This window comes from Micromonospora sp. AMSO1212t, assembly GCF_008868145.1.
Taxonomy (GTDB): Bacteria; Actinomycetota; Actinomycetes; order Mycobacteriales; family Micromonosporaceae; genus Micromonospora; species Micromonospora tulbaghiae.
This window is the reverse complement of record NZ_WBKS01000011.1, coordinates 26,333-48,758: the sequence shown is the minus strand read 5'-3', so window position 1 is coordinate 48,758 and position 22,426 is coordinate 26,333. Positions and strand designations below refer to the sequence as shown.

At 71.6% G+C, this 22,426-nt stretch carries 22 protein-coding genes; 13 read left to right on the top strand and 9 right to left on the bottom strand.

From position 1 onward, the window contains the following. Positions 1–29: 29 nt before the first annotated feature. The 3 genes from F8279_RS05390 to F8279_RS05380 all read left to right on the top strand — a co-directional run bounded on the left by F8279_RS05390 (position 30) and on the right by F8279_RS05380 (position 2,343). Positions 30–1,019 (top strand): HIRAN domain-containing protein, encoded by a 990-nt coding sequence (locus F8279_RS05390; RefSeq protein WP_151499276.1) that lies wholly within the window; start codon positions 30–32, stop codon positions 1,017–1,019. A gap of 141 nt (positions 1,020–1,160) precedes the next feature. After that, entirely contained in the window at positions 1,161–1,871 is a 711-nt protein-coding gene (locus tag F8279_RS05385; protein WP_208577760.1) for a class I SAM-dependent methyltransferase, read from the top strand. 142 nt (positions 1,872–2,013) lie between these two features. Next, positions 2,014–2,343, top strand: a complete 330-nt coding sequence (locus tag F8279_RS05380) for a cupin domain-containing protein (RefSeq protein ID WP_091427849.1) — start codon at positions 2,014–2,016, stop codon at positions 2,341–2,343. An 83-nt stretch (positions 2,344–2,426) separates the two neighbouring features. Here the strand turns inward: F8279_RS05380 and F8279_RS05375 are convergent, their stop codons facing one another. The 4 genes from F8279_RS05375 to F8279_RS05360 form a co-directional block, all read right to left on the bottom strand. Next, entirely contained in the window at positions 2,427–3,641 is a 1,215-nt protein-coding gene (locus F8279_RS05375; protein WP_225853143.1) for an MFS transporter, read from the bottom strand. Between the two features lie 101 nt (positions 3,642–3,742). Then, positions 3,743–4,597 (bottom strand): aldo/keto reductase, encoded by an 855-nt coding sequence (locus F8279_RS05370; protein WP_151499301.1) that lies wholly within the window; start codon positions 4,595–4,597, stop codon positions 3,743–3,745. A gap of 286 nt (positions 4,598–4,883) precedes the next feature. Beyond that, positions 4,884–5,780: a hypothetical protein gene (locus F8279_RS05365; protein WP_151499274.1), complete on the bottom strand. Its 897-nt coding sequence runs from the start codon at positions 5,778–5,780 to the stop codon at positions 4,884–4,886. Then, complete coding sequence (locus tag F8279_RS05360) at positions 5,777–6,160, bottom strand: PadR family transcriptional regulator (protein ID WP_151499273.1); 384 nt, start codon at positions 6,158–6,160, stop codon at positions 5,777–5,779. The genes F8279_RS05365 and F8279_RS05360 overlap by 4 nt, the downstream gene beginning before the upstream one ends. Before the next feature lie 99 nt (positions 6,161–6,259). On the opposite strand from F8279_RS05360, the gene F8279_RS05355 reads away from it, so the two are divergent. Together F8279_RS05355 and F8279_RS05350 are read left to right on the top strand one after the other, a co-directional pair. Continuing rightward, positions 6,260–7,507: an NAD(P)/FAD-dependent oxidoreductase gene (locus tag F8279_RS05355; protein WP_151499272.1), complete on the top strand. Its 1,248-nt coding sequence runs from the start codon at positions 6,260–6,262 to the stop codon at positions 7,505–7,507. A gap of 8 nt (positions 7,508–7,515) precedes the next feature. Beyond that, complete coding sequence (locus F8279_RS05350; RefSeq protein WP_225853142.1) at positions 7,516–8,004, top strand: MarR family transcriptional regulator; 489 nt, start codon at positions 7,516–7,518, stop codon at positions 8,002–8,004. 25 nt (positions 8,005–8,029) lie between these two features. On the opposite strand, the gene mraY is transcribed toward F8279_RS05350, so the two are convergent. Continuing rightward, positions 8,030–9,133, bottom strand: coding sequence for a phospho-N-acetylmuramoyl-pentapeptide-transferase (gene mraY, locus F8279_RS05345; protein ID WP_151499270.1), 1,104 nt, complete (start codon positions 9,131–9,133; stop codon positions 8,030–8,032). A 158-nt stretch (positions 9,134–9,291) separates the two neighbouring features. Between mraY and F8279_RS05340 the strand changes: the two genes are divergently transcribed. The 3 genes from F8279_RS05340 (at position 9,292) to F8279_RS05330 (ending at position 11,092) form a co-directional block, all read left to right on the top strand. Beyond that, on the top strand, positions 9,292–9,501 hold the full coding sequence (locus F8279_RS05340) for a hypothetical protein (RefSeq protein WP_091427840.1): 210 nt from the start codon (positions 9,292–9,294) through the stop codon (positions 9,499–9,501). 45 nt (positions 9,502–9,546) lie between these two features. Next, positions 9,547–10,242: a TIGR04222 domain-containing membrane protein gene (locus F8279_RS05335; RefSeq protein WP_091427839.1), complete on the top strand. Its 696-nt coding sequence runs from the start codon at positions 9,547–9,549 to the stop codon at positions 10,240–10,242. Positions 10,243–10,330: 88 nt separating this feature from the next. After that, on the top strand, positions 10,331–11,092 hold the full coding sequence (locus F8279_RS05330; protein ID WP_151499269.1) for an aminoglycoside adenylyltransferase domain-containing protein: 762 nt from the start codon (positions 10,331–10,333) through the stop codon (positions 11,090–11,092). Between the two features lie 59 nt (positions 11,093–11,151). On the opposite strand, the gene F8279_RS05325 is transcribed toward F8279_RS05330, so the two are convergent. Together F8279_RS05325 and F8279_RS05320 are read right to left on the bottom strand one after the other, a co-directional pair. Continuing rightward, positions 11,152–11,841 (bottom strand): ABC transporter ATP-binding protein, encoded by a 690-nt coding sequence (locus F8279_RS05325; RefSeq protein ID WP_151499268.1) that lies wholly within the window; start codon positions 11,839–11,841, stop codon positions 11,152–11,154. Further along, a complete protein-coding gene (locus tag F8279_RS05320; protein WP_225853141.1) occupies positions 11,838–12,977 on the bottom strand; it encodes an ABC transporter permease in 1,140 nt (379 codons plus the stop codon). The genes F8279_RS05325 and F8279_RS05320 overlap by 4 nt, the downstream gene beginning before the upstream one ends. A gap of 124 nt (positions 12,978–13,101) precedes the next feature. On the opposite strand from F8279_RS05320, the gene F8279_RS05315 reads away from it, so the two are divergent. The 5 genes from F8279_RS05315 to F8279_RS05295 all read left to right on the top strand — a co-directional run bounded on the left by F8279_RS05315 (position 13,102) and on the right by F8279_RS05295 (position 21,238). After that, positions 13,102–14,322: a sensor histidine kinase gene (locus tag F8279_RS05315; RefSeq protein WP_151499267.1), complete on the top strand. Its 1,221-nt coding sequence runs from the start codon at positions 13,102–13,104 to the stop codon at positions 14,320–14,322. Continuing rightward, positions 14,319–14,957: a response regulator transcription factor gene (locus F8279_RS05310; RefSeq protein ID WP_151499266.1), complete on the top strand. Its 639-nt coding sequence runs from the start codon at positions 14,319–14,321 to the stop codon at positions 14,955–14,957. The genes F8279_RS05315 and F8279_RS05310 overlap by 4 nt, the downstream gene beginning before the upstream one ends. 205 nt (positions 14,958–15,162) lie before the next feature. Then, positions 15,163–16,833: a hypothetical protein gene (locus F8279_RS05305; protein WP_151499265.1), complete on the top strand. Its 1,671-nt coding sequence runs from the start codon at positions 15,163–15,165 to the stop codon at positions 16,831–16,833. Beyond that, complete coding sequence (locus F8279_RS05300; RefSeq protein WP_151499264.1) at positions 16,830–18,401, top strand: hypothetical protein; 1,572 nt, start codon at positions 16,830–16,832, stop codon at positions 18,399–18,401. Before F8279_RS05305 ends, F8279_RS05300 begins: the two co-directional genes overlap by 4 nt. 32 nt (positions 18,402–18,433) lie before the next feature. After that, positions 18,434–21,238 (top strand): hypothetical protein, encoded by a 2,805-nt coding sequence (locus F8279_RS05295; protein ID WP_151499263.1) that lies wholly within the window; start codon positions 18,434–18,436, stop codon positions 21,236–21,238. 7 nt (positions 21,239–21,245) lie between these two features. Here the strand turns inward: F8279_RS05295 and F8279_RS05290 are convergent, their stop codons facing one another. Both F8279_RS05290 and F8279_RS05285 read right to left on the bottom strand, forming a co-directional pair. Continuing rightward, a complete protein-coding gene (locus F8279_RS05290) occupies positions 21,246–21,635 on the bottom strand; it encodes a VOC family protein (protein ID WP_151499262.1) in 390 nt (129 codons plus the stop codon). A 13-nt stretch (positions 21,636–21,648) separates the two neighbouring features. Continuing rightward, positions 21,649–22,419, bottom strand: a complete 771-nt coding sequence (locus tag F8279_RS05285; protein ID WP_151499261.1) for an ArsR family transcriptional regulator — start codon at positions 22,417–22,419, stop codon at positions 21,649–21,651. Positions 22,420–22,426 lie beyond the last annotated feature (7 nt).

Genomic DNA, 22,426 nt, shown 5'->3' with positions numbered 1-22,426 from the left:
GCGGAGAGCATCCGCGATAGCGTGCCACGGTGATCAGACCGTTTGACTTGTGGGGCCAGCGTGGGTGGCGCGGTCAAGAGGTGGCAGGAGAATCCAACTACAGCAAGGAGATCCGGGCGCTCTTCGGGCGATCCTTCGACCCGGACGGCACCGAGATCACCACCCGGGCCCACCTCATGCCCGAGCCGACCAACAAGTACGACCCCAACGCCGTCAAGGTCGTCTGCTCCGGCAACTGCGTCGGCTACCTCCCGAAGGGGGATGCAGCCCGGTACGCACCGGTCCTCACGCAGCTGATCGATCAGGGTTGGACACCTCAGGTCCAAGCCGACGTGTGGGGCATGGAGCGGCCGGACTGGGACAACCCTCGCCGCAGCAGGTTCGTCTGCTCGGTCAGAATCGATCTCGCCGAGCCCCACATGATCGTGCCGACGAACATGCCTCCGCTGGAGCTGCACACGGTTCTCCCCACCGGCCGGTTCGTCCAGGTCACCGGCGAGGAGAAGCACATGGCTCACCTCGCCTCGCTGGTGAGCCCGGCGGGTGAGTCATGGGTCTACGTCACCCTCCACGAGGTCGAAGTCCAGCGAGCCCGCTCCACCCGAACCCTCGTCGAGGTCAGGATCAACGGCGAGGTGGCGGGGACCCTCAGCCCCGTCATGTCGACCGAGACGCTGCCGGTGCTTACGCACCTTCGAGGCATGGGGCTGATAGTCGCCGCCCGAGCAGTGCTGAAAGGGAACAGGGTCAAGGCCGACGTCGCTGTCAACATGTGCAAGGCAAGCGAACTCTCGAACGCCTGGCTGGAATCGCCTCCGACGGCCAACGGAGTGAAGGCGGCAGCCGAAACCGTGACGACACCCGCACAACCGGCCACACCTGCTCCGCAGTGGCGGTTCGTCACGCCACCAACGTGGCCTTCGCCCCCGCCCGGTTGGGTGCCACCGCAGGGCTGGCGTCCGGACCCGTCTTGGCCCCCAGCACCCGAGGGATGGCAATTCTGGGTCCGGCACGGCTAGCTCCAGACGCTGCAATCTTCAGGGGGGACGTTGGCGACGGCGACGACTTTCGATGACCACGAGCGGTCCCGGTGGGCAGGACGATCAGCGGCGTACGAACGGAGCTTCGCCCCGCTCTGCGCCTTCACCGCAGGCGCTCTCTTGGACGCCGCCGGCGTCGAAGCCGGCAGCAGGGTGCTCGATGTCGGAACCGGACCGGGAACTGTCGCGGCGCTGGCGTGCGGCCGCGATGCACTTGTCACAGCGGTTGATGCCGAGCCCAGCATGGTGGACCTTGCGCGCCGACGGCTTGCTGAGGCCGGGGCGGTGCACCAGGGAGCCCTGCCCGACCTGCCGTTCCCGGATCGGTGCTTCGACGCGGCGGTGGCGAACTTCGTGATGAACCACGTCGGACACCCGGCCGCCGCGCTCCGAGAGCTTCGACGGGTAGTGCGGCCGGGTAGCCGCATCGCCGTGACGATCTGGCCCTACCCGCTGCCACCACTTCAGCAGCTCTGGGGACAGATCTTCGATGCCGCGGGCGGTAGACGTCCGGTCGTGATGCACAAGGTCGACCCGGCTAGGGACTTCCCGCGGACCGCGGAGGGCCTGACGACCCTGCTGGCCGATGTGGGACTCGGCGGCGTGCAATGCGACACCATCACCTGGGTGCATCGCACCGATCCCGAGGACTGGTGGAGCGGTCCGGCCAACGGCATCGGAGCCCTGGGGATGCTGATGGAGAGCCAGCCGCCGGAGATGATCGTTCGCATTCGGGAGACGTACGACAAGCTGACAGCAGCTTATCGAGGCGACGACGGACTCCTCGCACTTCCCACCGCCGCATTGCTGGCATCAGCCGTCGTCGCGTAGCGCTGTCCGGTTCATGGCCTACTCGCCGTGGCACGGTCCGGCCCGACCGTGTAGACCGGTGGGCCGCTCCGGTATGCCAAAGTCGATCCGAGCGGGCCGGGCGGCTCGGGAGAACCGGTACGACGAGAGGACGGGACACCCCATGCAGAAGTCATCCCTGACCGCACTGGCCCGCGAGCAGCTGAAGCTCGCGCACGCCTCCTCCAACGGCCGCAGCAGCTCCACCGTCTACGGCGGTCACGAGCACAGACTCCGACAGACGGTGATCGCGCTGACCGCCGGCCAGATGCTCGGCGAGCACGAGAACCCGGGTGAGGCCACGGTCCACGTCCTGCACGGCCGGGTCCGGCTCGGCGCCGGCGAGACCTCCTGGGACGGCGCGCCCGGCGATCTGCTGATCGTGCCCGACCGTCGGCACACGCTGGAGGCGCTCGAAGACTCCGCTGTGCTGCTCACCGTCGCCAAGCGCTGACCGCCCCGTACCCCCGGCCCGCTGCGGACCGGCGGCGGTCGGTGGCGCGGGACGGACCGTGACGATGCGACGAGGCCGCCGAGCTAGACGGCTTCCGCCAGGTCCGGACGAGTCCGTTCGCCCCATCGGACGACAGCCGGGGCGACCAGGCCGACCGCGACGAAGACGGCACCCATCAGCAGCCAGCCGGGGGCGCCCCACACGATGCAGAGCAGGCCCAGGACGGAAGGGGCGGCGACGTTGGCCAGCCCTGTGCCGAGCCCGGCGACTCCCGTGTACTGGCCTTGCGCGTGCGAGGGTGCGAGCCGGAACTGCACCTCGAGCGAGCCGGCCGTGTGCCACAGCTCGCCCACCGTGTGTGCGGCGACTCCCAGCGTCATCACCGTCACGGCGAGCCATCCGGGCATCGTCGACGTGGCGGCGATCAGGGCCATCCCGACCAGGAACGCCGACCCGGAGCGACGCATGGCCCGGCCGGCGGCCGGGCCGGTGTCGATCCCCCGGCTCGCCCTGACCTGGAGCGCCGCCACGAGGGCGGTGTTGACGAGTACGGCCGCCCCGACGAACCAGCGCGGCGCGTCGGTACGCGAGATGATCCACACCGGCAGCGCGAAGACCAGTACCTGGCCCTGAATGCCCATCACGGCGTCGAGCACGGTGAACGCCAGGTACGGCTTGTCCCTCAGTGCGACCCAGCGTCCGGTCATGTGGGGTACCGCAACGGGCGGCAGTGAGGGCAGCCGGGTGATGACGGCGGCGCACGCCACGAAGCTGACGGCGTTGCCGACGATCAGGGTCAGGTAGGCGGCGCGGGTGTCCAGTTGCACAGCGGCGCCGGCCACGAGGGCCCCGCAGGCTCCGGCGAGGTTGGCGACCGAACGGAGGTAGGCGCGGAACCCGGCCAGGTTCGTGCCGCCGAAGCCGCGCACCAGCGGGCCGCGTGACGCCCCGCCTGCTGATTGGGCGAGCTGGTTGAGGCAGACCAGGACGACGAACGGCCAGAACGTGTGGACGAAGACGAGGGCGGCCGTGGTGGTCGCTCGGACGACCAGGGTCAGCAGGTAGATCTCGCGCGGGCCCCGTCGATCGGCGAGATGCCCCGTCGGGATCCCGGCGAGCATCCCGACGAGTGCCGCGGCGCCCATGCCCAGGGCCACCTGCGCGAGGGGAAGCCCGACCGAGCGGGTGAAGAAGAGCACGGCACTGGTCATGAAGACGCCGATCCCGACCATGTTGACGAAGGTCGCGACGGCCAGGACGCGGCGAGGGCCGCGTTCGGGGACGAGTCCTCTGGCCACGAGCCACGAGCTGCGCGGTGGAGGAGCGGAGAGGGACCTGGTCGCTGCCCGCAAGGGGTGAGGCCTTCCGTCGAGCGTCGTGGACTCGTGGCAGGGCGCCGCTAGTCGAGGCCGGCCAGTTCCTCGGGGGACAGGCGCAGCGCTCCGGCGGCCAGGTTCTCGACCAGATGGTCGGGGTTGCCCGTGCCGGGGATGGCCAGCATGTGCGGCCCGCGGCTGAGGGTCCACGCGATCCGCACCTGCGCGGGCGTCGCCCCGTGGGCGCGGGCGATGGCCGCCACCGCCTCGTTGGTGGCCACGCCACCGGCCTCCCGTCCGTCGCCGGCGATCGCGAAGAACGGCACGAAGGCGACACCCTGCTCCCCGCAGGTGCGCACGAGCTGGTCGTGCACGCGCCGGGTGTCGACGCCGTACGGGTTCTGCACGCAGACCACCGGGGCGATCGCCTGTGCCTGCGCGAGGTGCTGCGGGCGGATGTTCGACAGGCCGAGATGCCGGATGAGGCCGGCGTCCCGCAGGTCGGCCAGCGCGCCGAAGTGCTCCGCGACCGACTCCAGCCCGTTCTGGCGCAGGTTGACGACGTCCAGGTGGTCACGGCCGAGCTGGCGCAGGTTCTCCTCGACCTGTCCGCGCAGCTGGTCGGGCCGGGCCAGCGGCAGCCACTCTCCGGAGGGGTCGCGGCCCGGCCCGACCTTCGTGGTGATGACCAGTTCGTCGGCGTACGGCGAGAGCGCCGCGTTGATGATCTCGTTGGCCGAACGCAGCGGCGAGAAGTAGAACGCCGCCGTGTCGATGTGGTTGACCCCGAGTTCGACCGCCCGGCGCAGCACGCCGATGACGCGTTCGCGGTCGCTCGCCGCACCATTGTTGCCGGTCAGGCGCATCGCGCCGAATCCGATCCGGTTGACAGTCAGGTCGCCGAGCGTCCAGGTACCTGCGGACGCCGCAGTAATCATGTTGGGCACTGGGCGAACCTAGCCATCCCCGCTGACCTGCACAGCCGGTCATCCGCCCGATACCGATCCGCGGGGATCACTGTTAACTTGTTTACAGTGAACGACGGTGGTTTCCCATGGGCAACGGCCTCGACCTTGCCGTAGTGCGGACCGCAGGCGACCAGTTGCGGCTGACGGCCGTGGGCGGTCACCGTGCACCCGCCAGGAGCCGCACGGTGACCGCCCAGAACTGCCGGCTACTCGCTCGTTCCACCTTCATCGGAGGTACGGCGATCGCGCCTACTGGTCAGGCGCGGGTGCGCTGCCGCAGCCGGGTCGAGACGACCGCGACGACCGCCATGAGGACCGCCACGACCAGGGACGGCAGGGCGTCGGGCCGGCGCAGCAGTTCTTCCGTCAACCCGGCGTTGTCCAGTTGGTGCAGCGTGCCCAGCAGGAGGGTGGGGACGACTGCGATCAGCAGTCGCTGGTCGGCCGTCGCCACCCACAGGAAGGCGGCCACCCCGGCGAGCACCATGACGGCGGCGACGATCCGCGGGCCCGCGTCGACCATGCGGAGGCCGCCCGCGGGGATCAGATGCAGGGCGAGGATGCCTGCGGTGACCAGAACGGCGTTCGCCCGGGGTGCCGGCGGCACGTCCGCCGGACGCCGCAGGCCCAGCACGATCAAGGGCGCGGCGACGACCGGCGCCCACCACTGCGGCAGGCCGTTGAGGAACAGGTACGGGGAGATCACGGTCGGCACCACCGCCGCTGCCACCGCCAGGACGGCGGCGGTGCGGGTACGGCCCGCGACGAGCGCTACCAGCGCCGCGCTCAGCACGATCTCGTGGACGCCCTGATTGCGCAGGACGGTCAGGGGGTCCGAGAGTCCGCCGTACTGGAACGCCTCGACGATGTCGTCCAGGCCGATGAGCACACCCAGCGCCAGCGCCGCCAGGGCGCCGAGGTGGATGCCCTGCCAGAACAGCACGGCGACGGGCCGGGGCGCGGCGCCGCCACCGTGTACCCGCAGGGCGCCCCGGATGAGCGAGGCCGCCTCCCGGAGGCTGGGCCAGCGACGGTTGGTCGGTTCGTCGCCGATCAACGTGTCGATCAGCTCGTCGGCGCGTTCGCGGCGGTAGCCGGCCGGGTAGGCCCGCAGCAACATCCGGTAGCGCTTCTCCAGAACATCGGAACTCATGCTGGTCTGATCCTCGCGGTAGAAGGTTGACGGGCACTTGCCTGCGACGTGAGCCGGCGTGGCAGGCGGTCCATGACCACCCGCGCGGCCTGGGCGAGCCGGTCGGCCTCTTCGGTGAGTACGCGACAGCCCTCGTCGGTGAGCCGGTAGTAGCGACGGGCACGCCCGTTGACGATCTCCTCCCCGTCGGCGGTGACGAGTCCCTCGCCGAGCAGCCGGTCGATCACCGAGTACAGCGATCCGGCGGCGAGGGTCACCCGCCCGTCGGACAGCTCGGTCACCCGCTTGATCACGGCGTAACCGTGGAGCGGCCCACCGAGCAGGGCGGCGAGGACGAAGTACGACGGTTCCCGTAGCGCGGGACGCGAAGCAGATCCCATGAGCTGAATATACAACCAACTTGAGTATCTAACCAGAGTGACTGTGCACAGTGCTCCGCGCGCCCTTGCCCAAATTATCTTAATGGTTAAGGTAATTGGATGAGTACATCGACCGACTTCTCCGTGGCGATCGCCGGCGCCGGACTCTCCGGCCTCTGCCTGGCTCAGTACCTGACGCGCGCCGGCATCGACGTGCACGTCTACGAGCGGGACCCCGGCCCCTTCGTCCGGCGGCAGGGCTACCGGATCATCCTCGACCGGTACGGGCTGGCGGCGCTGCGCGAGAGCCTGCCGCGCCCGCTGTACCGGCTGGCGCTGGCCACCGGCGACGAGCCCGGCGGGCACCTGCGCTTCACCGACCGGCGGCTGCGGGACGCCTTCACGATCACGTTCAAGGACGATCCGCACGAGACCCGCCAGGTGGACCGGCTGACGCTGCGGTCGATCCTCCAGTCCGGGCTGGACGGCCGCATCCACTACGGCAAGGCCGCCGTCGCCGTGGACAGCGGCGGCCCGGCCGGGCTGCGGCTGCGGTTCTCCGACGGCAGCGCCGCCGCGGCCACAGTCGTGGTGGGCGCCGACGGCGTGGGTTCGGCGCTACGCGCGCAGCTCATGCCGGACGCCGACCCGGCGGACACCCCGATGGCGGGCATCTACGGCCGGTCGCCGCTGTGGCGCGACGGCGCGAGCGTCATCCCGGACGCGCTGCGCACCAGCGGAGTCCTGTCCATCGCCGACCGGCCGGGCAGTGCCTTCTTCTTCACCTCCATGCGGTTCGGCGAGAGCCCACGGCAGGCGTTCACGCGCCTGGCACCCGGCAGCTACGCCCCCACCGGCGACGACTACGTCATGTGGGCGCTGCTGCTCCGGAGGGACGAACTGCCCACCGCCGTCCGCGGTGACCTGCGGGCGCTGTGGCACATGGCAGCCCGGATGAGCATCGACTTCCACCCGCTCGTCCGGCGGCTGGTCGACACGGCCGAACTGGACGCCACCGTGCTCAACCTGTTCGCCACCGGCCGGCGGCCGCACCGGTGGGCGGTGCCCCGGGCGACGATGATGGGCGACGCCGTACACGTCATGCCGCCGTTCGGCGCCCACGGCGGCAACACCGCGCTGCGCGACGCCGCCCTGCTCGGCCACAAGCTGGTCGGGGCCCGGGCGAGCGGCACACCGGTGGAGGAGGCGATCGCCGGCTACCAGGACGAGATGGTGCCGTACGCCTTCCACGCCGTCGACGACGCCGCCAGGCTGATGCGCCGCCTCACCGGAGGCGCCGCGGCACCGCACTGGGTGCTGACCCGCGTGCTACCTCGGCTGCACCGGGTCACCGTGCCGGAGGCATGATTGCCCGCATGTCCCACGATCCGGCCCGTGCCTCCGCGATCGCCGACCTCATGCGCGCCGGGCGGGAGACGTCGCGGCTGTCCACGGTGCTGCGGTACGCCATCGCGGAACGGCTCGGCCTCGCCGTGAGCGACCTGGAATGCCTGGACTTCCTGGCGGACGCCGGATCCGCCACGGCGGGACAGATCGCCGAGCGGACCAACCTCACCACCGGTGCGGTCACCAGCATGCTCCGCCGGCTGCAGCAGGCGGGTTACGTGACGGCCGAACGCGACCCGGCGGACCGGCGGCGGGTCGTCGTCACCATGCGACCGGAGCGGATCGCCGACCTGGAGCGACCGTACGAGCGTTTCGCCGAACGGGCGGAACGGCTCGTCGAGGGCTACAGCGCCGAGGAAATCGGGCTGCTGGTCCGGCACCACGACCGCCTGCAGGCGATGTACCTCGCCGAGCTGGACCACCTCCGCGGCGACGGCACCGGGCAGCGGCCCGCCTGAGCCGGCGTCTCCTGTCGCTCCGCCGTCATCCCACGGCCGCGAGGAAGTCCGAGTAGAACAGGCCCAGGCCGGCCGCGACGCAGACGCCGGCCACGATCCAGAACCGGACCACGATTGTGGACTCGCTCCACCCGGCCAGCTCGAAGTGGTGGTGCAACGGCACCATCCGGAAGACCCGTCGTCCGGTGGTCCGGTACGAGACGATCTGGATCACCCAGGTCGTGGTGATGATGACGAAGAGCCCGCCGATCAGGATCGAGAGCAGCGTCGTACGGGTCACCACCGCGAGCCCGCCGATCAGGCCGCCCAGCCCGAGCGCGCCCACGTCACCCATGAAGATCCGCGCCGGGGACGTGTTCCACCACAGGAAACCCACGCAGGCGCCGGCCGCGGCTGCCGCGATCATGGCGATCTCCAGGGGATCGCGGACCTGGTAGCAGTACTCGTTCACGCGCGCGTACCCGTCGTCGGCGCACCAGTGCCGGTACTGCCAGAAACCGATCAGCGAGTACGCGCCGAGCACCAGGATCGACGCGCCGGTGGCTAGGCCGTCGAGGCCGTCGGTGAGGTTCACACCGTTCGACATCGCCGTGATCACGAAGATGAAGACCATGACCGCGCCGACCTTGCCGACGTCCAGCCAGCTGATGTCGCGGATGAGCGAGATGTGCTCGCTGGCCACGGTCTGGCCGTTGGTGCTGGGCACGTACAGCGCGGCCACGCCGAACCCGCCACCGACCAGCGCCTGGCCGAGCAGCTTGCCCTTGGCCGACAGCCCGTCGGAGTTGCGCCGGCGCACCTTGAGGATGTCGTCGAAGAAGCCGACCGCACCGCAGAAGACGAACAACCCGAGCAGCACCAGGGCCGTCATGGTGGGCCCCTCCTGCGCGATCTGCCGTTCGGGCAGGGTGGTCAGGGCGAGGTGCCCGGCGACGTACGCGAGGACCGTCGCCACGATGAAGACGACGCCGCCCATCGTGGGCGTGCCCACCTTGTTCTCGTTGCTGGCGAGCCCGATGGACCGGATCGGCTGACCGGCCTTCAGCGCGGTGAAGACGCGAACCGCCACCGGCGTGCCGAACAGTGAGATGACGAACGCGACAGCGGCCGCGACGATGACCGCCCTCACCGGTGGACCTCCACGAGGTCCGGATTTGGTACCGCGTCCCCACCGCTCTTCGCGAAGTCGTCGATCACGACACGTGAGCTTGCCATCCGGCGGCGGACGGAGCAGCCCCCTGACCGTCACCACGCCGAGGCTGGCGCGTACGCCGTAGCGTCGACGGCATGAGAACGATGGTGGTGTCGCTCGCGGTGGCCGCGGTGGTGGTGCTCGCGCTCGTCGTCTTCGTCGCCCGGCGGGACCGGACGAGGCGCCCGTCGGACGAGGACCCGGGTGCGGTCCGCCAGGCCGGCGCCGACCAGCACAGGCACGATGCGCAGCGTCAGGCCGCGTCGGGCCTCGCGGATCGGCACCGCAACCCGCCGAGCACATAGGCCCGACCGGCGGACGCGGTTGCGCGTACCCCTGATCCTGAGCTCATGGGTGACGCGGACGTGCTTGCGGCCACCGAGATCGGCTTGCTGCAGGGCGGTGACCGGGCAGCGATAGTCGCTGCTCTGGCCATGTTGAACGCGCGCGGGGTCCTGGCGGCAGGGGCCGGCCGGGTCCGCCGGACAGGGTCGCTTCCACCGGAGTGCGAACCGCTGGAGCGGGCGCTGTACGCCGCCCTCTACGGATCCGTCGGCCCCGGGGAACTCGGCCGGCAGAAGCGCGTACAGCGAGCGCTCCGCGACGGGCGGCGGAGCCTGGCCCGGCGAGGTCTCGCGCGGACGCCCGGCCGACGGACGCTGCTGCCGATTCTGCTGGTGGTGCTGCCTCCGGCGTTGCTCGTGAAGCTGGTGGCAGCGGGAGTGGTCGGTGTGACCGAGGGACTGGTGGCCGTCGTGGTTCTCGTGGGAATCGCCGTGTGGTCGCTCCCCCTCCGTACCGTCGCCGGAACGCGGGCCCTGGCTGCCGCCCGCGAGCGACACGGCGACCTCCTCGAACGACCCGATCTGGAACCGGCTGAAGTAGGCCTCGCGGTGGCGCTCTTCGGCACCCCCGCGGCGCAGGCGCTGATGCCGCGGTTCACCCGGGACGCCGGCCTGCTCGACGGCGGCCGGAACTCACACCAGGTCGACAGCCGCCTCGATTCGTCGCCGTGGGGCGCGAACACCAGCAGCTTCTGGAACTGACCGGCCGCCGTCGTCCTCACCGCCGGACCCGCGGCGTGGGCCGGTCTTATCGGTGGCCCCGCGGCGATCCACCGCGCAGGATCACCTGATGGTTTCACCGGACACAGTTCTCTCCGACCTCCGCGAGGCGTGGCGCCGTGCGCTGGCCGGCAGGCTGCTGGGCCTGTACCTGCACGGGTCCCTCGTGGCAGGCGACTTCGACGTGAACCGCAGCGACCTCGACCTGCTCGCGGTGCTCGCCGGTGACCCGGACGAGAAGCTCCTCGACGTACTCGCCGAACTGCACGCGGACCTCGACCGGCGGCACCCACGGTGGGCCGGCCGGATCGAGGTGGAATACGTGTCACTGGACGCGGTGCGCGCCGTTCCCGGCCGAAACCACGTGATCGCCCGGATCAGCCCCGGGGAGTCGTTGCACCTGCTGCCCGCCACCACCCACCGCGTCGTGACCTGGGCCGCCGTGCACGACTACGGCCGTACGCTGCTGGGACCGCCGGCCGGCGCGCTGTTGCCCGCCGTCGAACCCGGCCTCGTCCGCGCGGCCCTGCGGGACCACGTCCGCGACTGGCCGGCCTGGGTGCTCGAGATGACCCCACCCGGAGCCCAGTCGTACGCGGTGCTCACGCTCTGCCGGGCCTTCCAGCGTCTGCGCAACGGCCGGCAACTGTCCAAGCGGCAGGCCGCCGGGCAGATGATCGCCGCCTTCCCACGTTGGGCGGACCTGATCGTCTGGGCGCGCGACTGGTGGTACGACTCCGGCCAGGACACCGATCCTGGCAGGCTCGACGAGGTCCAGGCATTCGTGCACGAGGTCAGCGCCGCCATCCTCGCAGCGGAGCGTCAGGCGTAGACCGAGCGCGCCCGGTGACTGCCGGTCGACGGTTGAGAACAGTTCGCCGAAGCGCACGGTCAGGCCGAGCGGGCCGGCGCCGGGAGGTGGAGACGGCCGTCGTGGACCTCGGCGACCTGGTCGGCGGCGGTGAGGTGGGCGCGGTCGTGGGTGACCAGGACGGTGGCGGTGGCCTGCTGATGGGTCAGGCGGGTGATCAGGTCGATGACGGCGGCGCCGCGTTCGTGGTCGAGGGCGCTGGTGGGTTCGTCGACGAGCAGCACGGTGGGGTCGTTCATCAGGGCGCGGGCGATGTTGACGCGCTGGCGCTGACCGCCGGAGAGCTGGTGGGGCCGGCGGTCGGCCTGGCCGGCGAGGCCGACCGCGTCGAGAAGTTCCATGGCGCGGGTGCGGGCTGCGGCCGGCGGGTGGCCGTCGATGTGGGCCATGACCTGAAGTTGCTCGGCGGCGGTGAGGGAGGGCAGCAGGTTGGGCTGCTGGAACACGATGCCGATCCTGCGGCGGCGCAGGTCGGCGAGTTCGCTCCGGATCATTCCGGTGGTGGGGGTGCCGTCGACGGTGACGGTGCCGGAGTCGGGGGTGATGAGGGTCGCGGCGACCGCGAGGAGGCTGGACTTGCCGGAGCCGGAAGGGCCGATCACGGCGGTCAGGCTGCCCTTGGGCACGTCCAGGGTGACGCGGTCGAGGGCGGTCAGGCGGCCCTCGCCGTCGGGGTAGGTGAGGGTGATGTCGGTCAGGTTCAGGCTCATCGGGCGCTCCCCAGGGCGGTCAGCGGGTCGACGGAGGTGATGCGGCGGATGGACAGAGCGGCTCCGAGGGCGCCGAGGATGACGATCACGGCCGCGGGGAGGAGGACGGTTGCCGGAGTGAGGAGGAACGGCACCGCGGATCCGGCGACCAGGGCGCCGAGGGCGGCGGCGATGCCGGTGCCGAGCAGGGTGCCGCCGGTGAGCAGGACGACGGCCTGTCCCAGGGCGTCCTTGAGGAGGTTGGCGGTGGAGGCGCCGAGTGCCTTGAGCACGGCGACGTCGCCGCTGCGCTGGATGGTCCAGACGGTGAAGAAGGCGCCGATGACCAGGGCGGAGATGGCGAACAGGAAGCCGCGCATCAGCTGTAGGGAGCCGTTCTCGGAGGTGTAGGAGCCGATCGCGGACAGCGAGTCGTCGACGGAGACCGTCACGGTGCCCGCCTGCCGGTCGATGGCCGCCAGATCGGCCCCCGAGGTGGTGGTCAGGGCGACGACGGTGGCCGTCGGGCCGCCGCCACCGGTGCCGGTGGGAGGCGCGATCCGCTGCCACGCGTCCAAGCTGGTCCACACCACAGGGGTGTGGCTGAAGGAGGCGTCGCCCCGTACGGCAACCACTGTGAGTTGCTGCGCGGCCAGCGTGATCGAGTCACCGGCCTGCACGCCGAGGTCGGCGGCGGCCTTGGTGGACAGCACTGCCGAGCGCCCGTCGATCCGGCCGCTGTCGGGGGCCAGGCGGGAGCCGGGCCGGACGCCGAAGGCGGAGACCCCGGCGCTTCTGTCCCCGGCGGTGGCCTTGGTGGTGGTGATGCCCAGCGGTTCGGCGCCGGTGACTCCGGGGGCCTCGGCCCACTGCTGCCACTGCTTCTCGGTGACCGTGGAGTTGGAGTACGACACACTCTGGCCGTCGCCGGGGGCCTGGAAGGCGATCCTGTCGGCGGGCAGGCCGGTGATGGCCGAGACGTTCTGCTGGCCCAGTCCGGCCGTCAACCCGGACAGCAGCCCGACCAGCAGGGTGATCAACACGATGACGGTCCCCATCAGGGCAAAACGGCCCTTGGCGAACTTCAGATCTCTCCAGGCGACGAACACGGCCTCGGCCTGTCCTTTCCAGCGGTGGAAGCGGTATGGATCCACCATCGCGGCCGACGCCCGTGTGCGCGTCTGGCGTAGGACGGCACTTCGCGGGCCGGAAGACGGCACCCGGGTTCTAACTTTCGATAGAGGCCCCCGGGCCGCCTGCCTCGGTAACGTGGGACGCACTGTGAGCACCGCTGCCCCCGTCCTGACGCCGACCATCCGGGCCCTGGCCTGGTGCCTGCACCTGCTGATCGCCGGCCTGCTCGTCCTGGCCGCCGGCCGGGCGGTGGCCGTCGACCGGCCCCACGCCGGACTGATCGTCGCTGCTGCGGCGGCGTTCGGCCTGACGTACGCCGCCGGGCCGTTCCTTCCCCGCATCCGCCGCTCGCGGCGGGCCGCCGCGTGGTGGCTGGCCGCCGTGGGCGCCGTGTGGCTGTTGCTGCTGGGCCTGTCCCCCGACGCGATCTGGGTGGCCTTTCCGCTGTACTTCCTCCAGCTCCACCTGCTGCCGCGCCGCGCCGGCCTGACCGCCGTGGTCGTCACCGCCGCGGCTGCCGTCGCCGGGTTCGCCGCCCACACCGGTTCCTTCACCCCGGCGGTGGCGATCGGTCCCACGCTCGGCGCCGCCGTCGCCGTCGGGGTGGTGTGGGGATACCAGGCGCTGTACCGGGAGAGCGAGCAGCGCAGGCAGTTGATCGAGGAACTCACCGCCACCCGGGCCGACCTGGCCCGGGCCCAGCACACCGCCGGCGTGCTCGCCGAACGCGAGCGTCTGGCCCGGGAGATCCACGACACCCTCGCCCAGGGCCTGTCCAGCATCCAGCTGCTGCTGCGCGCTGCCGAGCGCGCCCTGCCCGGCCGGACCGACGCCGCCGCCGGCCACGTCGACGCGGCCCGCCAGGTCGCCGTGGACAACCTCGCCGAGGCCCGACGCTTCGTCGCCGCACTCACCCCGCCCGCCCTGGAGGGCACCACCCTGGCCGACGCCCTGGAGCGCCTGTGCACCACGACCAGCGCCCGCCACCGCCTCACCGCCCGATTCCACCTCGCCGGCGACCCCGTGTCGCTGTCGACCGCCCAGGAGGTGGCTCTGCTGCGTGTCGCCCAGTCCGCCCTCGCGAACACGGTCCGCCACGCCCGGGCCACCACCGCCGAGGTCACCCTCAGCAATCTCGGCGACCACGTCGCCCTGCACGTCGTCGACGACGGGCACGGCTTCGACCCCGAGCAGACGCCCGCCCCGGGCGTCGACAGCGGCGGCTTCGGCCTGGCAGCCATGCGTGCCCGCATGGACACCCTCGGCGGCACGCTGGCCGTCGAGTCCGCGCCCGGCCACGGCACCGCCCTGACCGCCCGGCTTCCCCTCACCCCGCCCACCGAGACCGAGCGCGAGGGCCGCCCGTGACCGACGACGCCCCCATCCGCCTCCTCCTGGCCGACGACCACCCCGTCGTACGAGCCGGGCTGCGCGCCGTGCTGGAAACCGAACCCGGCCTCGTCGTCGTGGCCGAAGCCGCGACCGCCGAGGACGCCGTCACCCGCGCCGCCGAAGGCGACATCGACGTCGTGCTGATGGACCTCCAGTTCGGGAAGGGCATGGGCGGCGCCGAAGCCACCGCCCGGATCACCGCCCACCCGGGGGCACCTCGCGTGCTGATCGTCACCACCTACGACTCCGACGCCGACACCCTGCCCGCCATCGAGGCCGGCGCCACCGGCTACCTCCTCAAGGACGCCCCACCCGAGGACCTGGCCGCCGCCGTCCGCACCGCCGCCGCCGGACGCACCACGCTGGCGCCCACAGTCGCGGACCGGCTGATGAACCGGCTGCGCACGCCGGGCACCGCCCTGACCCGACGGGAGACCGAGGTCGTCGCCCTGGTCGCCGACGGCCTGTCCAACCAGGCCATCGGCGCCCGCCTCCACCTGACCGAGGGCACCGTCAAGTCCCACCTGGCCCGCATCTACGCCAAACTCGGCGTCGACTCACGCACGGCCGCCGTCGCCACCGCCACCGACCTCGGCCTCATCCGCCGCTGACCGGCTCTCCGACGATCGCCTGTTCCCCGCCCGCTGGTCACTGCTCACCCTCCGACGGCCGGTGGCCCCGGTTCCTCGGTCTCTTGTGGTGTCGCCGCGCCGACGCTGGTCGAGTGGCCTGTCAGGTTTCCTCGGTGTCCGCTTTCCAGCGCAGGAGTGACCGACAGGTGACTGCAGTGTCACACGCCGTGTATACGCTGCCACCATGGCCCCGGGTTCACCGACCCTTCTGGAGGCTGCCGACGAGGCGGCCGGGCCGCTGCGAGCCGTGCTGGAGGACGTCTGGCTGACCCTCGACACCGCGGTCGAGGGCGAGGGCCGCTGGTTGGAACTCTACGGAGGTGTACCGGCAGATCCGGTGTTCGTGTGCCTCGACGCGATGAGCAACGTCCTGCACGTCCGCTTCGACGATGCCGATTCGCTGACCGTCAGCTATCTGCCCGGCTGGTGCTACGAGGCCGCCACCGCGGCGCACGCCAACCGGCGGCCGGAGGCGTCCGCCGTCGTGGTGACCGACGTCGACGCCGCCCAGCCGCTGGTCTTCGACCTGAGGGTCGAGCACCGGATCGCCGGTGCCGAGCGGAGCGTCGTGGTCGGCGGAGAGTCGATCGCGTACGCGCCGCTACCGATGGGGTACGCGTTCACGCCCGCGCGCGCCTTCGAGATCGAGGAGGCGGACCCGAAGGCCACCCCGCTGGTGCACTGGAGCGCGATGCGGGTGGTGCTGGCCATGGCGCCGGGCGTGTCGTTCTCGGCGCGGCCACTGCTCGGAGCGGACGGGCTGCGGGCGCTGCGAGCCGCATACCTGCCCGGGGACGGACCCACCCGCTGCGACCAGAGCCTGGCCTTCGAGGTCCAGCGCCACCGGCACCCGGACACGCTGCCACCGCTCGGCGGTCCGCTGCGGGCGGCCCCGCTCACCGAGCCCGACCTGGTGGCCGGGACCGTCGCGCTGGACGCGGCGGTCGAGGGGATCGGCGGCGAGCTGCTGCCGACGGCCGTCCAGCAGGTCCGGGCCGACGGACTCGACCTGGTGCTGATCCGCCCCGAGCAGGGCCGCCCGCCTCGCGGTCAGCCCTGGTCGTGGCAGCCCGACTGGTTCGTCGCCGCCGCCTCGGTCCTCGACGACGTCGCGTTCACGCTGGCAAGGGACGTGTACGACACCTACATCGACTGGCTGGGCGGGGTGCCCGACAGCGTGCCGCTGCCGATCCACATCCGGGTCGACCCGGCCGGCGCCGAGGACCGCTTCGCCTACCGGCTGGATCTGCTGGACTCCGACGGCGAGCCGGTCGCCGGCCCGGCCACCACGACGCCCGACGGACCGGTGTGGCAGCTGACCGTGATCCGTACCGCCGGGGTGCGGGTGTTCCTCGATGACTCGGTCGGCGCCGCCGGGGTGAGCACCATCAAGGGCATCGTCCGCTATCGCGAACGGGTGGCCACACACTTCGACGACGTACCCCTGGAGATCACCGACGAAGTGGTGCCGGTGCGGGATCTGCCGGACCGGCCGGCCACTCTGGAGGAGATCGCCCACGTGGTGGCGACGGTGGGCCAGTTCGTCCCCGTTCCCACCGTCCAAGCCATGTACGACCTGCGTGATCTCGGTTCGGTCGCCGCGTATGTGTTGACCGGCAGGGACCTCGACGGGCAGCCGATGAGCGGCCTGACGGCGGCGCTGACGCTGGGGGGCGTACTGGTGCCGCCGGTGGCGGAACGGGTCGGTGGTTCCCTGCTGGCCGCAGGCCGGCGGGTGCTGACCCGTGGTGACGTGCCGCTCCCCCGACTGGCACGGGCGGCGGCGGCAGCCGCCCCGGTGGACGCCGACCTGGCCGCCACCCTGCTCGACGAACTGCCGCGGGTGTCGCCATGACCCGGCCGGTGGGACTGGTGCAGCAGCAGGGGTTGCTGATGGCCCAGCAGAAGCTGACCGCGCAGGCCGCGAAGACGGCGGCGACCAAGGCGGTGACGCCGGTCCCGACCGCGTTCCTGCGCGATCCGGCGCAACTCGTCGACCGTTCCGGTGTCGCGCTGGAATCCGCGTACCTGCAGAGTTCCTACCAGGCGGCCCGGCGGGACAACCCACGGCTGACGACCGGCGAGTTCCTCGCCGGCGGCGCCACCGACTCGCTGTTCCACGGCATCGTCGACTCGCTGCTCGGTCCCGCCGCCGCGACCATGCTGCGCACCACCGACCCCGACCTGTACCGGCAGGCGCTCGTCCAGGCGTTCCACGACTTCCGGTTCAGCCCGACACCGTACGACGGCGGCATCGCCTACAGCAGGTACCGCTACCAGATCGGACACCACGTCGCGTTGCCGGACGAGCTCAACGTCCTGCCGATGAACGCGCCGACCGGCCCGGACCTGCATTATCCGCCCTACGGAAAGCTCGTCACCGCCCGCGGCAACCGCACCATCGGGATGGTGATGGCATCGCGGGCGTGGGGGCGCGACATCCCGCTGGACGCCCGCGGTGTCACCCTGTTCCGGACGTTGGGGCTCAAGAGCGAGGACGTGCTGCACGCCTGGGACTACGACCCCGATCTGCTGCTGTCCGAACCGCAGATCGCCCACATGATCACGACCGGCGCCTCGCCGGTGTACCACTTCAAGCTCGTGCGGGAGAAGGTCAACGACCGGACCGCCGAGCAGGCGCGGTGGGAGTTGGCGGCCCGGCTGGGGGACGAGGCCTTCATCGAGGCCGACGACGCCACGCTGCAACGGCTGTGGAGCCACTACGGCAGCGACACCGCCGGTAGAACCGGAGACCCCACGGACCTCGAGACACGGTACGCCCGGGATCCGTACTACCGGAGGTCCCGGGACGAGCTGTTCGAGATGGCCCTCCGCCTGCCGGGCGCCTGGAACGTGCGGACCCGCTCCCGCGAGTGGGAGCACGGCCTGGTCCAGCGGTTCACCACTCGCATGAACGACTGGGCGCATCGGCTGAGCAACCACCTGGACGAGACCGTCTGGGCCAGCCGGTTGTCGATGCTCACCGGCGCCGCCGAACCGGCCAACCTCCAGCTCCTCTCGCCCTGGGAGCACGCCCGGGTCGACCTGCACGCCGGGCGGATGTTCGACGGCGTCACGCGCGTCGACAGGTACGGCAACCGGGCCGTACCCACCCTCCGCGATGTGGCGGCGTACGACGACGCCGCCCGGGCGGCCGACTCCCCGCTGACGCGCGGCGGGACGCTGCGCGCGTTCCCGCTCACCGACACGCCGCGCGCCGACGAACCGATCGTGGCGTTCGACCAGTTCACCCTCGCGGAACTGGTCGGCGCACTGCACGAGGACGAGTGGCAGAAGGCCCTGCGGACGACGGCCGGCCAGCGCGCCGCGATGCAGGCCGAGTGGAACCAGCTCGTGGACCGGCTCAACACACACCTCGCCGCGTACGGCATGCCCGCGGCCCTGCACCTGCCGAAGATCTGACCACAAGCGAGTCGGGAGACCGGAGGGGAACCATGACAACCCCTGTCACCACCCACGTGGGCCTACGGTTCGTCCAGTTGCGCCGGGAGGGCGACGCCGCCCCGGACACCTGCACCACCGGCCCGAAACTGATCGACGCGGTCGTCGACTTCCGGGACGCCTGGTCGGATCCGGTCCGGGAGGTCGTCACCGAGGGGGACGACGACCGGGCGCGGCGACTGCTGGCCAAACGGCTGGCGGCGAGGGACGACCGCCTCGACGAGCTCGGCAGGCAGACGCTGTGGCTGTTGCTCCGGGTCGCCGTCGATGCCCGGCTGACCGTCGGTGAGCTGCGCGACGGCGTCGCCGGGTGGGCCACCGAGCACGACCTGGACGGCGGGCAGCTCACCACGGCCGCGGCGGAGCTGACCGGCTGGGTGGTGGACGTGCTGGTGCTGGGCCGGTTCCTGCGGATCCCCCGGTCACCGGCAGCCGTCGTGCTGGTCCGCGTGCTGCGCGGGATGACGCTGCTGCGCCTCGCCCGGTCCGACGCCGACGCGGCGTGCCTGGTCCGGGCCCTGCTCGGCGGGCGCGACGTGCTGCTGCCCGACCCGCCGGCGCCCCCGCGGACCAACCCGGACGCCGATCGGGCCGACCGGTTCGCCGACCTCGGCCAGACGCTGCGGCGACTGCGTTCCCGGGCCGACGCCGTCGGGCTGACCGACGCCAGCGTGCAGGACCTGCGGAACAGCGGGTTTCCCGATCTCGGTCCGGCCATCGCGGCCACCACGCAGGCCGCGGCCGACCTCGGTGTCCCGGACACCACGACGCTGAGCCGCCTCGCCCGGGTGTTCTCCGCCGAACAGGACGACGCCCGGCGCCGGGCGACCGCGAAACTGGACCCGGGCGACGCCGAACCGATCCCGTCGCACCCCGGCCCGGCCGAGCCGCTGCCCTATCCGGGGCAGCCGAAGGTGCCGGTGCTGGACGCGTACACCCGCATCGCCGGCCGGGGCGACCTCATGATCATCCGTACCGCGCTGCTGCGCTACCAGCCCGGCGAGATCTCGTACGTCGAGAACGTGCTGGCCAGCGAGACCCGCGGCCGTTCCCACGTGGCCGACACCAGCACCAGCGAGACCGTGACCACGATCAGCAAGACGATCGACGCGTCCACCGAGGAACTCGCGTCCACCGAGCAGAACAGCCTGGACCGGGCGCTGGCGACGGCGGCGTCGCAGCAGAACTCCACCTCGCTGGGCGTCAGCGTGTCCGGCGGGCTCGGGCCGGTCCGGGCCGGTATCGAGGTCAACGCCGACCAGTCCACCTCGACCGAGACGAGCAGCAGTTCCGCCGTGTCGTACGCCAAGACGCTCACCGAGAGCGCCACGCAGCTCCTGCGTACCGAGACCGGTCAACGCCGCACCACCACGAGCACCGTGCGAGTCACCGAGACCAACACTCACTCCTTCGACAACGCCGCCGGCACCGCGAACATCAGTGGTGTCTACCGCTGGCTGGACAAGGTCGACCAGGCGCAGGTCTACAACTACGGCGAGCGGCTCATGCTGGAGTTCATCGTCCCCGAGCCCGCCGCCACGCTGGTCTGGCTGAACACCCGGACGTCCGAGGACACCAGCGCGGGCGCCGTCCCCAAGCCGCCTGCCTGGTTCCTCGACGTCGACGACCTGGACGACGACAACTGGGCCGCCAAGGCCGCCCGCTGGGACATCTTCGGCGTGGAGCCGCCCCCGGACCCGGAGGTCTTCGCCACCGCCACCTTCGTCGACCCGGCCGCCCGGCCGTTCGACTATCCGAAGAACTCCACCGACAAGTCCCAGCCCGAGTGGGGGTACGCCTCCTACACCGGCGAGGTCGCGGTACCGGCCGGATACGTGGCGAGCACGGCGTACGTCTGGACCACCTGGGGCCTGTCCGAGGGTGAGTACCCCACCGACGTCGGCAGTCCGCCGCAGGCCGCGCAGGTCGCGGTCGGGGAGCACCGGGTGACGCTCAACGACAGCGGCGGCAATGCGAAGATCGACTTCGACTCACCGGTCCCCGGTCCGGTCCCGATCGGCATCAGCACCGACCAGCGGGGCGGGCTCACCGTCGTGGTGCGGGTCCGGTGCACCCGGACCGACGGCGCGTTCGAGGCGTGGCGGCTGCGGGCCTGGGAGACGATCCGAGCCGGATACCTGGCCCAGCGCTCCGCCTACGACAACGACCAGGCACGCCGGCAGGCACGCACCGTCTACCAGGCGAGCGGGTCGGCGGCCGGCCTCCGGCAGCTGGAGATGCTGGAACTCAAGCGGGCCTGCCAGACCGTGCTCACCGGGCAGGAGTTCGACCTGTACGGCGCCCTGGACACTCCCGACGACGAGGCTCCGCGCATCGACCGGATGCAGATCGTCGCCGAGGCCGACCACATCCAGTTCTTCGAGGAGGTCTTCGAGTGGGAGAACCTGACCTACCTGTGCTACCCCTACCAGTGGGCCGGCCGGGACCGCTGGGTCACCGTACGCAGCCGCACCAGCAGCGACGCGTTGCACCAGGCGTTCCTGCAGGCCGGCGCGGCCCGGGTCATCGTGCCGGTACGCCCCGGCTACGAGTACGCCGTCGGCGGGTATCTCGCCTCCTCCCAGGTGCCCACCCTGTCGCCACGGCCGTGGCGGGACGGCGGCAATCCGTACCCTCCGATCGAGGAGCTGATCGCCGACGCCCTCGACCGGCCGGGTGAGGAGGTGGCCGTCGGTGATCCGTGGGAGGTCGTCACACCCACCTCGCTCGTCCAGTTGCAGACCGGCCCCGACCTCAACCCGCCGGCTGGTGGGCCGGAGCCCGTCGCGTACGTGTGAGGCCGCCTCACGACGGCCGGCGGGCGGGTTGGAACAGCTCGATGAGGTTGCCGGCGGGGTCGGCGAGCAGGATCTGGCGTCCACCGGGGCCGCTCACCAGGGTGCTGCGGAACGGCAGGCCGGCAGTGCGCAGTCGGTCGATCTCGGCGTCGAGGTCGTCGACGGTCAGGTGAATCCGGTTGCGGCCGGCGGTGGTGGCGTCGGCGGGGGTGGCTCGGGCGCCGGAGCTGGCCGGCCCGGACAGCAGCAGTCGCAGCGGACCGCGGATCACGTCGGCGAAGGCGGGCGCGGCGCTGGTGTTCAGCGTGAAGCCGAGATGGGCGGTGTAGAAGTCGACGGCGGCTTGGACGTCGTCGACGAGGTAACGGACGCTGGCGTACTGCTCGGAGGCTGTCACGGCGGGACCTCTCTCATGGACGGATGACGTCGAGGACCGGCAGCAGGCGCCGGACGCGGGTGTCGATGTCGGCTGCGAAATGCTGGAAGGCGAGGTAGCCGTCCCGGTCGGTGTCGCCGGCTGCGGGGTCGGGAATGCTCCAGTGCGCGCGCCGGGGACGCTCCGGGAATTCCGGAAGGACCTCGCGGGCCTTGTCACACAGGCTGATCACGAGGTCGAAGCGGCGACCGGCGACGGTGTCGAGGTGTCGAGGGCGCTGCCCGGCGACGTCGATGCCGAACTCGTCGTGCAGGACCCGGACGGCGTCGGGGTGAAGGCGGTCCTTGGGACGGCTGCCGGCGCTGATCACCTCGGCTCGGCCACCGGCGCGATGCCGCAGCAGCGCCTCGGCGACCGGCGAGCGAGCGCTGTTGCCCGTACACACGAACAGCACGCGGACGCGGGGCGATCGCCGCAGGCCGGCCGAGGGCGGCGGGGGTTCGCGACGCAGCTCCGGGTGCAGTGCGGCGCCGGCGTCGGCCCACGCGACCGCGCAGCGGTCCAGGTCCAGGTGGTAGTAGGTGTCGCGGCCGTCGAAGCTGCTGCGCGTGGCGGTGACCAGCCCACCGTCGCGCAGCAGCCGCAGGTGGTAGGAGACGAGGCTCTGCGGCTCGCCCGTCCGCGCCACCAGCTCCCGGACCCGGTAGTCGCTGACGACGAGTTCGGACAGCAGTCGCCATCTCAGCGGATGGGCCGCCAATCGCAGGAATGCCGGGACGAGTCGACTCGACGCCACGATCCGCATAATACAT

Coding starts and splice junctions, on each gene's coding strand:
- F8279_RS05355 (WP_151499272.1), top strand. CDS start 6,260: ATGAGTACATCGACCGACTTCTCCGTGGCGATCGCCGGCGCCGGACTC.
- F8279_RS05360 (WP_151499273.1), bottom strand. CDS start 6,160: ATGGGATCTGCTTCGCGTCCCGCGCTACGGGAACCGTCGTACTTCGTC.
- F8279_RS05295 (WP_151499263.1), top strand. CDS start 18,434: ATGACAACCCCTGTCACCACCCACGTGGGCCTACGGTTCGTCCAGTTG.
- F8279_RS05340 (WP_091427840.1), top strand. CDS start 9,292: ATGAGAACGATGGTGGTGTCGCTCGCGGTGGCCGCGGTGGTGGTGCTC.
- F8279_RS05365 (WP_151499274.1), bottom strand. CDS start 5,780: ATGAGTTCCGATGTTCTGGAGAAGCGCTACCGGATGTTGCTGCGGGCC.
- F8279_RS05325 (WP_151499268.1), bottom strand. CDS start 11,841: ATGAGCCTGAACCTGACCGACATCACCCTCACCTACCCCGACGGCGAG.
- F8279_RS05335 (WP_091427839.1), top strand. CDS start 9,547: ATGGGTGACGCGGACGTGCTTGCGGCCACCGAGATCGGCTTGCTGCAG.
- F8279_RS05380 (WP_091427849.1), top strand. CDS start 2,014: ATGCAGAAGTCATCCCTGACCGCACTGGCCCGCGAGCAGCTGAAGCTC.
- F8279_RS05320 (WP_225853141.1), bottom strand. CDS start 12,977: ATGGTGGATCCATACCGCTTCCACCGCTGGAAAGGACAGGCCGAGGCC.
- F8279_RS05330 (WP_151499269.1), top strand. CDS start 10,331: ATGGTTTCACCGGACACAGTTCTCTCCGACCTCCGCGAGGCGTGGCGC.
- F8279_RS05305 (WP_151499265.1), top strand. CDS start 15,163: ATGGCCCCGGGTTCACCGACCCTTCTGGAGGCTGCCGACGAGGCGGCC.
- F8279_RS05350 (WP_225853142.1), top strand. CDS start 7,516: ATGTCCCACGATCCGGCCCGTGCCTCCGCGATCGCCGACCTCATGCGC.
- F8279_RS05300 (WP_151499264.1), top strand. CDS start 16,830: ATGACCCGGCCGGTGGGACTGGTGCAGCAGCAGGGGTTGCTGATGGCC.
- F8279_RS05285 (WP_151499261.1), bottom strand. CDS start 22,419: ATGCGGATCGTGGCGTCGAGTCGACTCGTCCCGGCATTCCTGCGATTG.
- F8279_RS05370 (WP_151499301.1), bottom strand. CDS start 4,597: ATGATTACTGCGGCGTCCGCAGGTACCTGGACGCTCGGCGACCTGACT.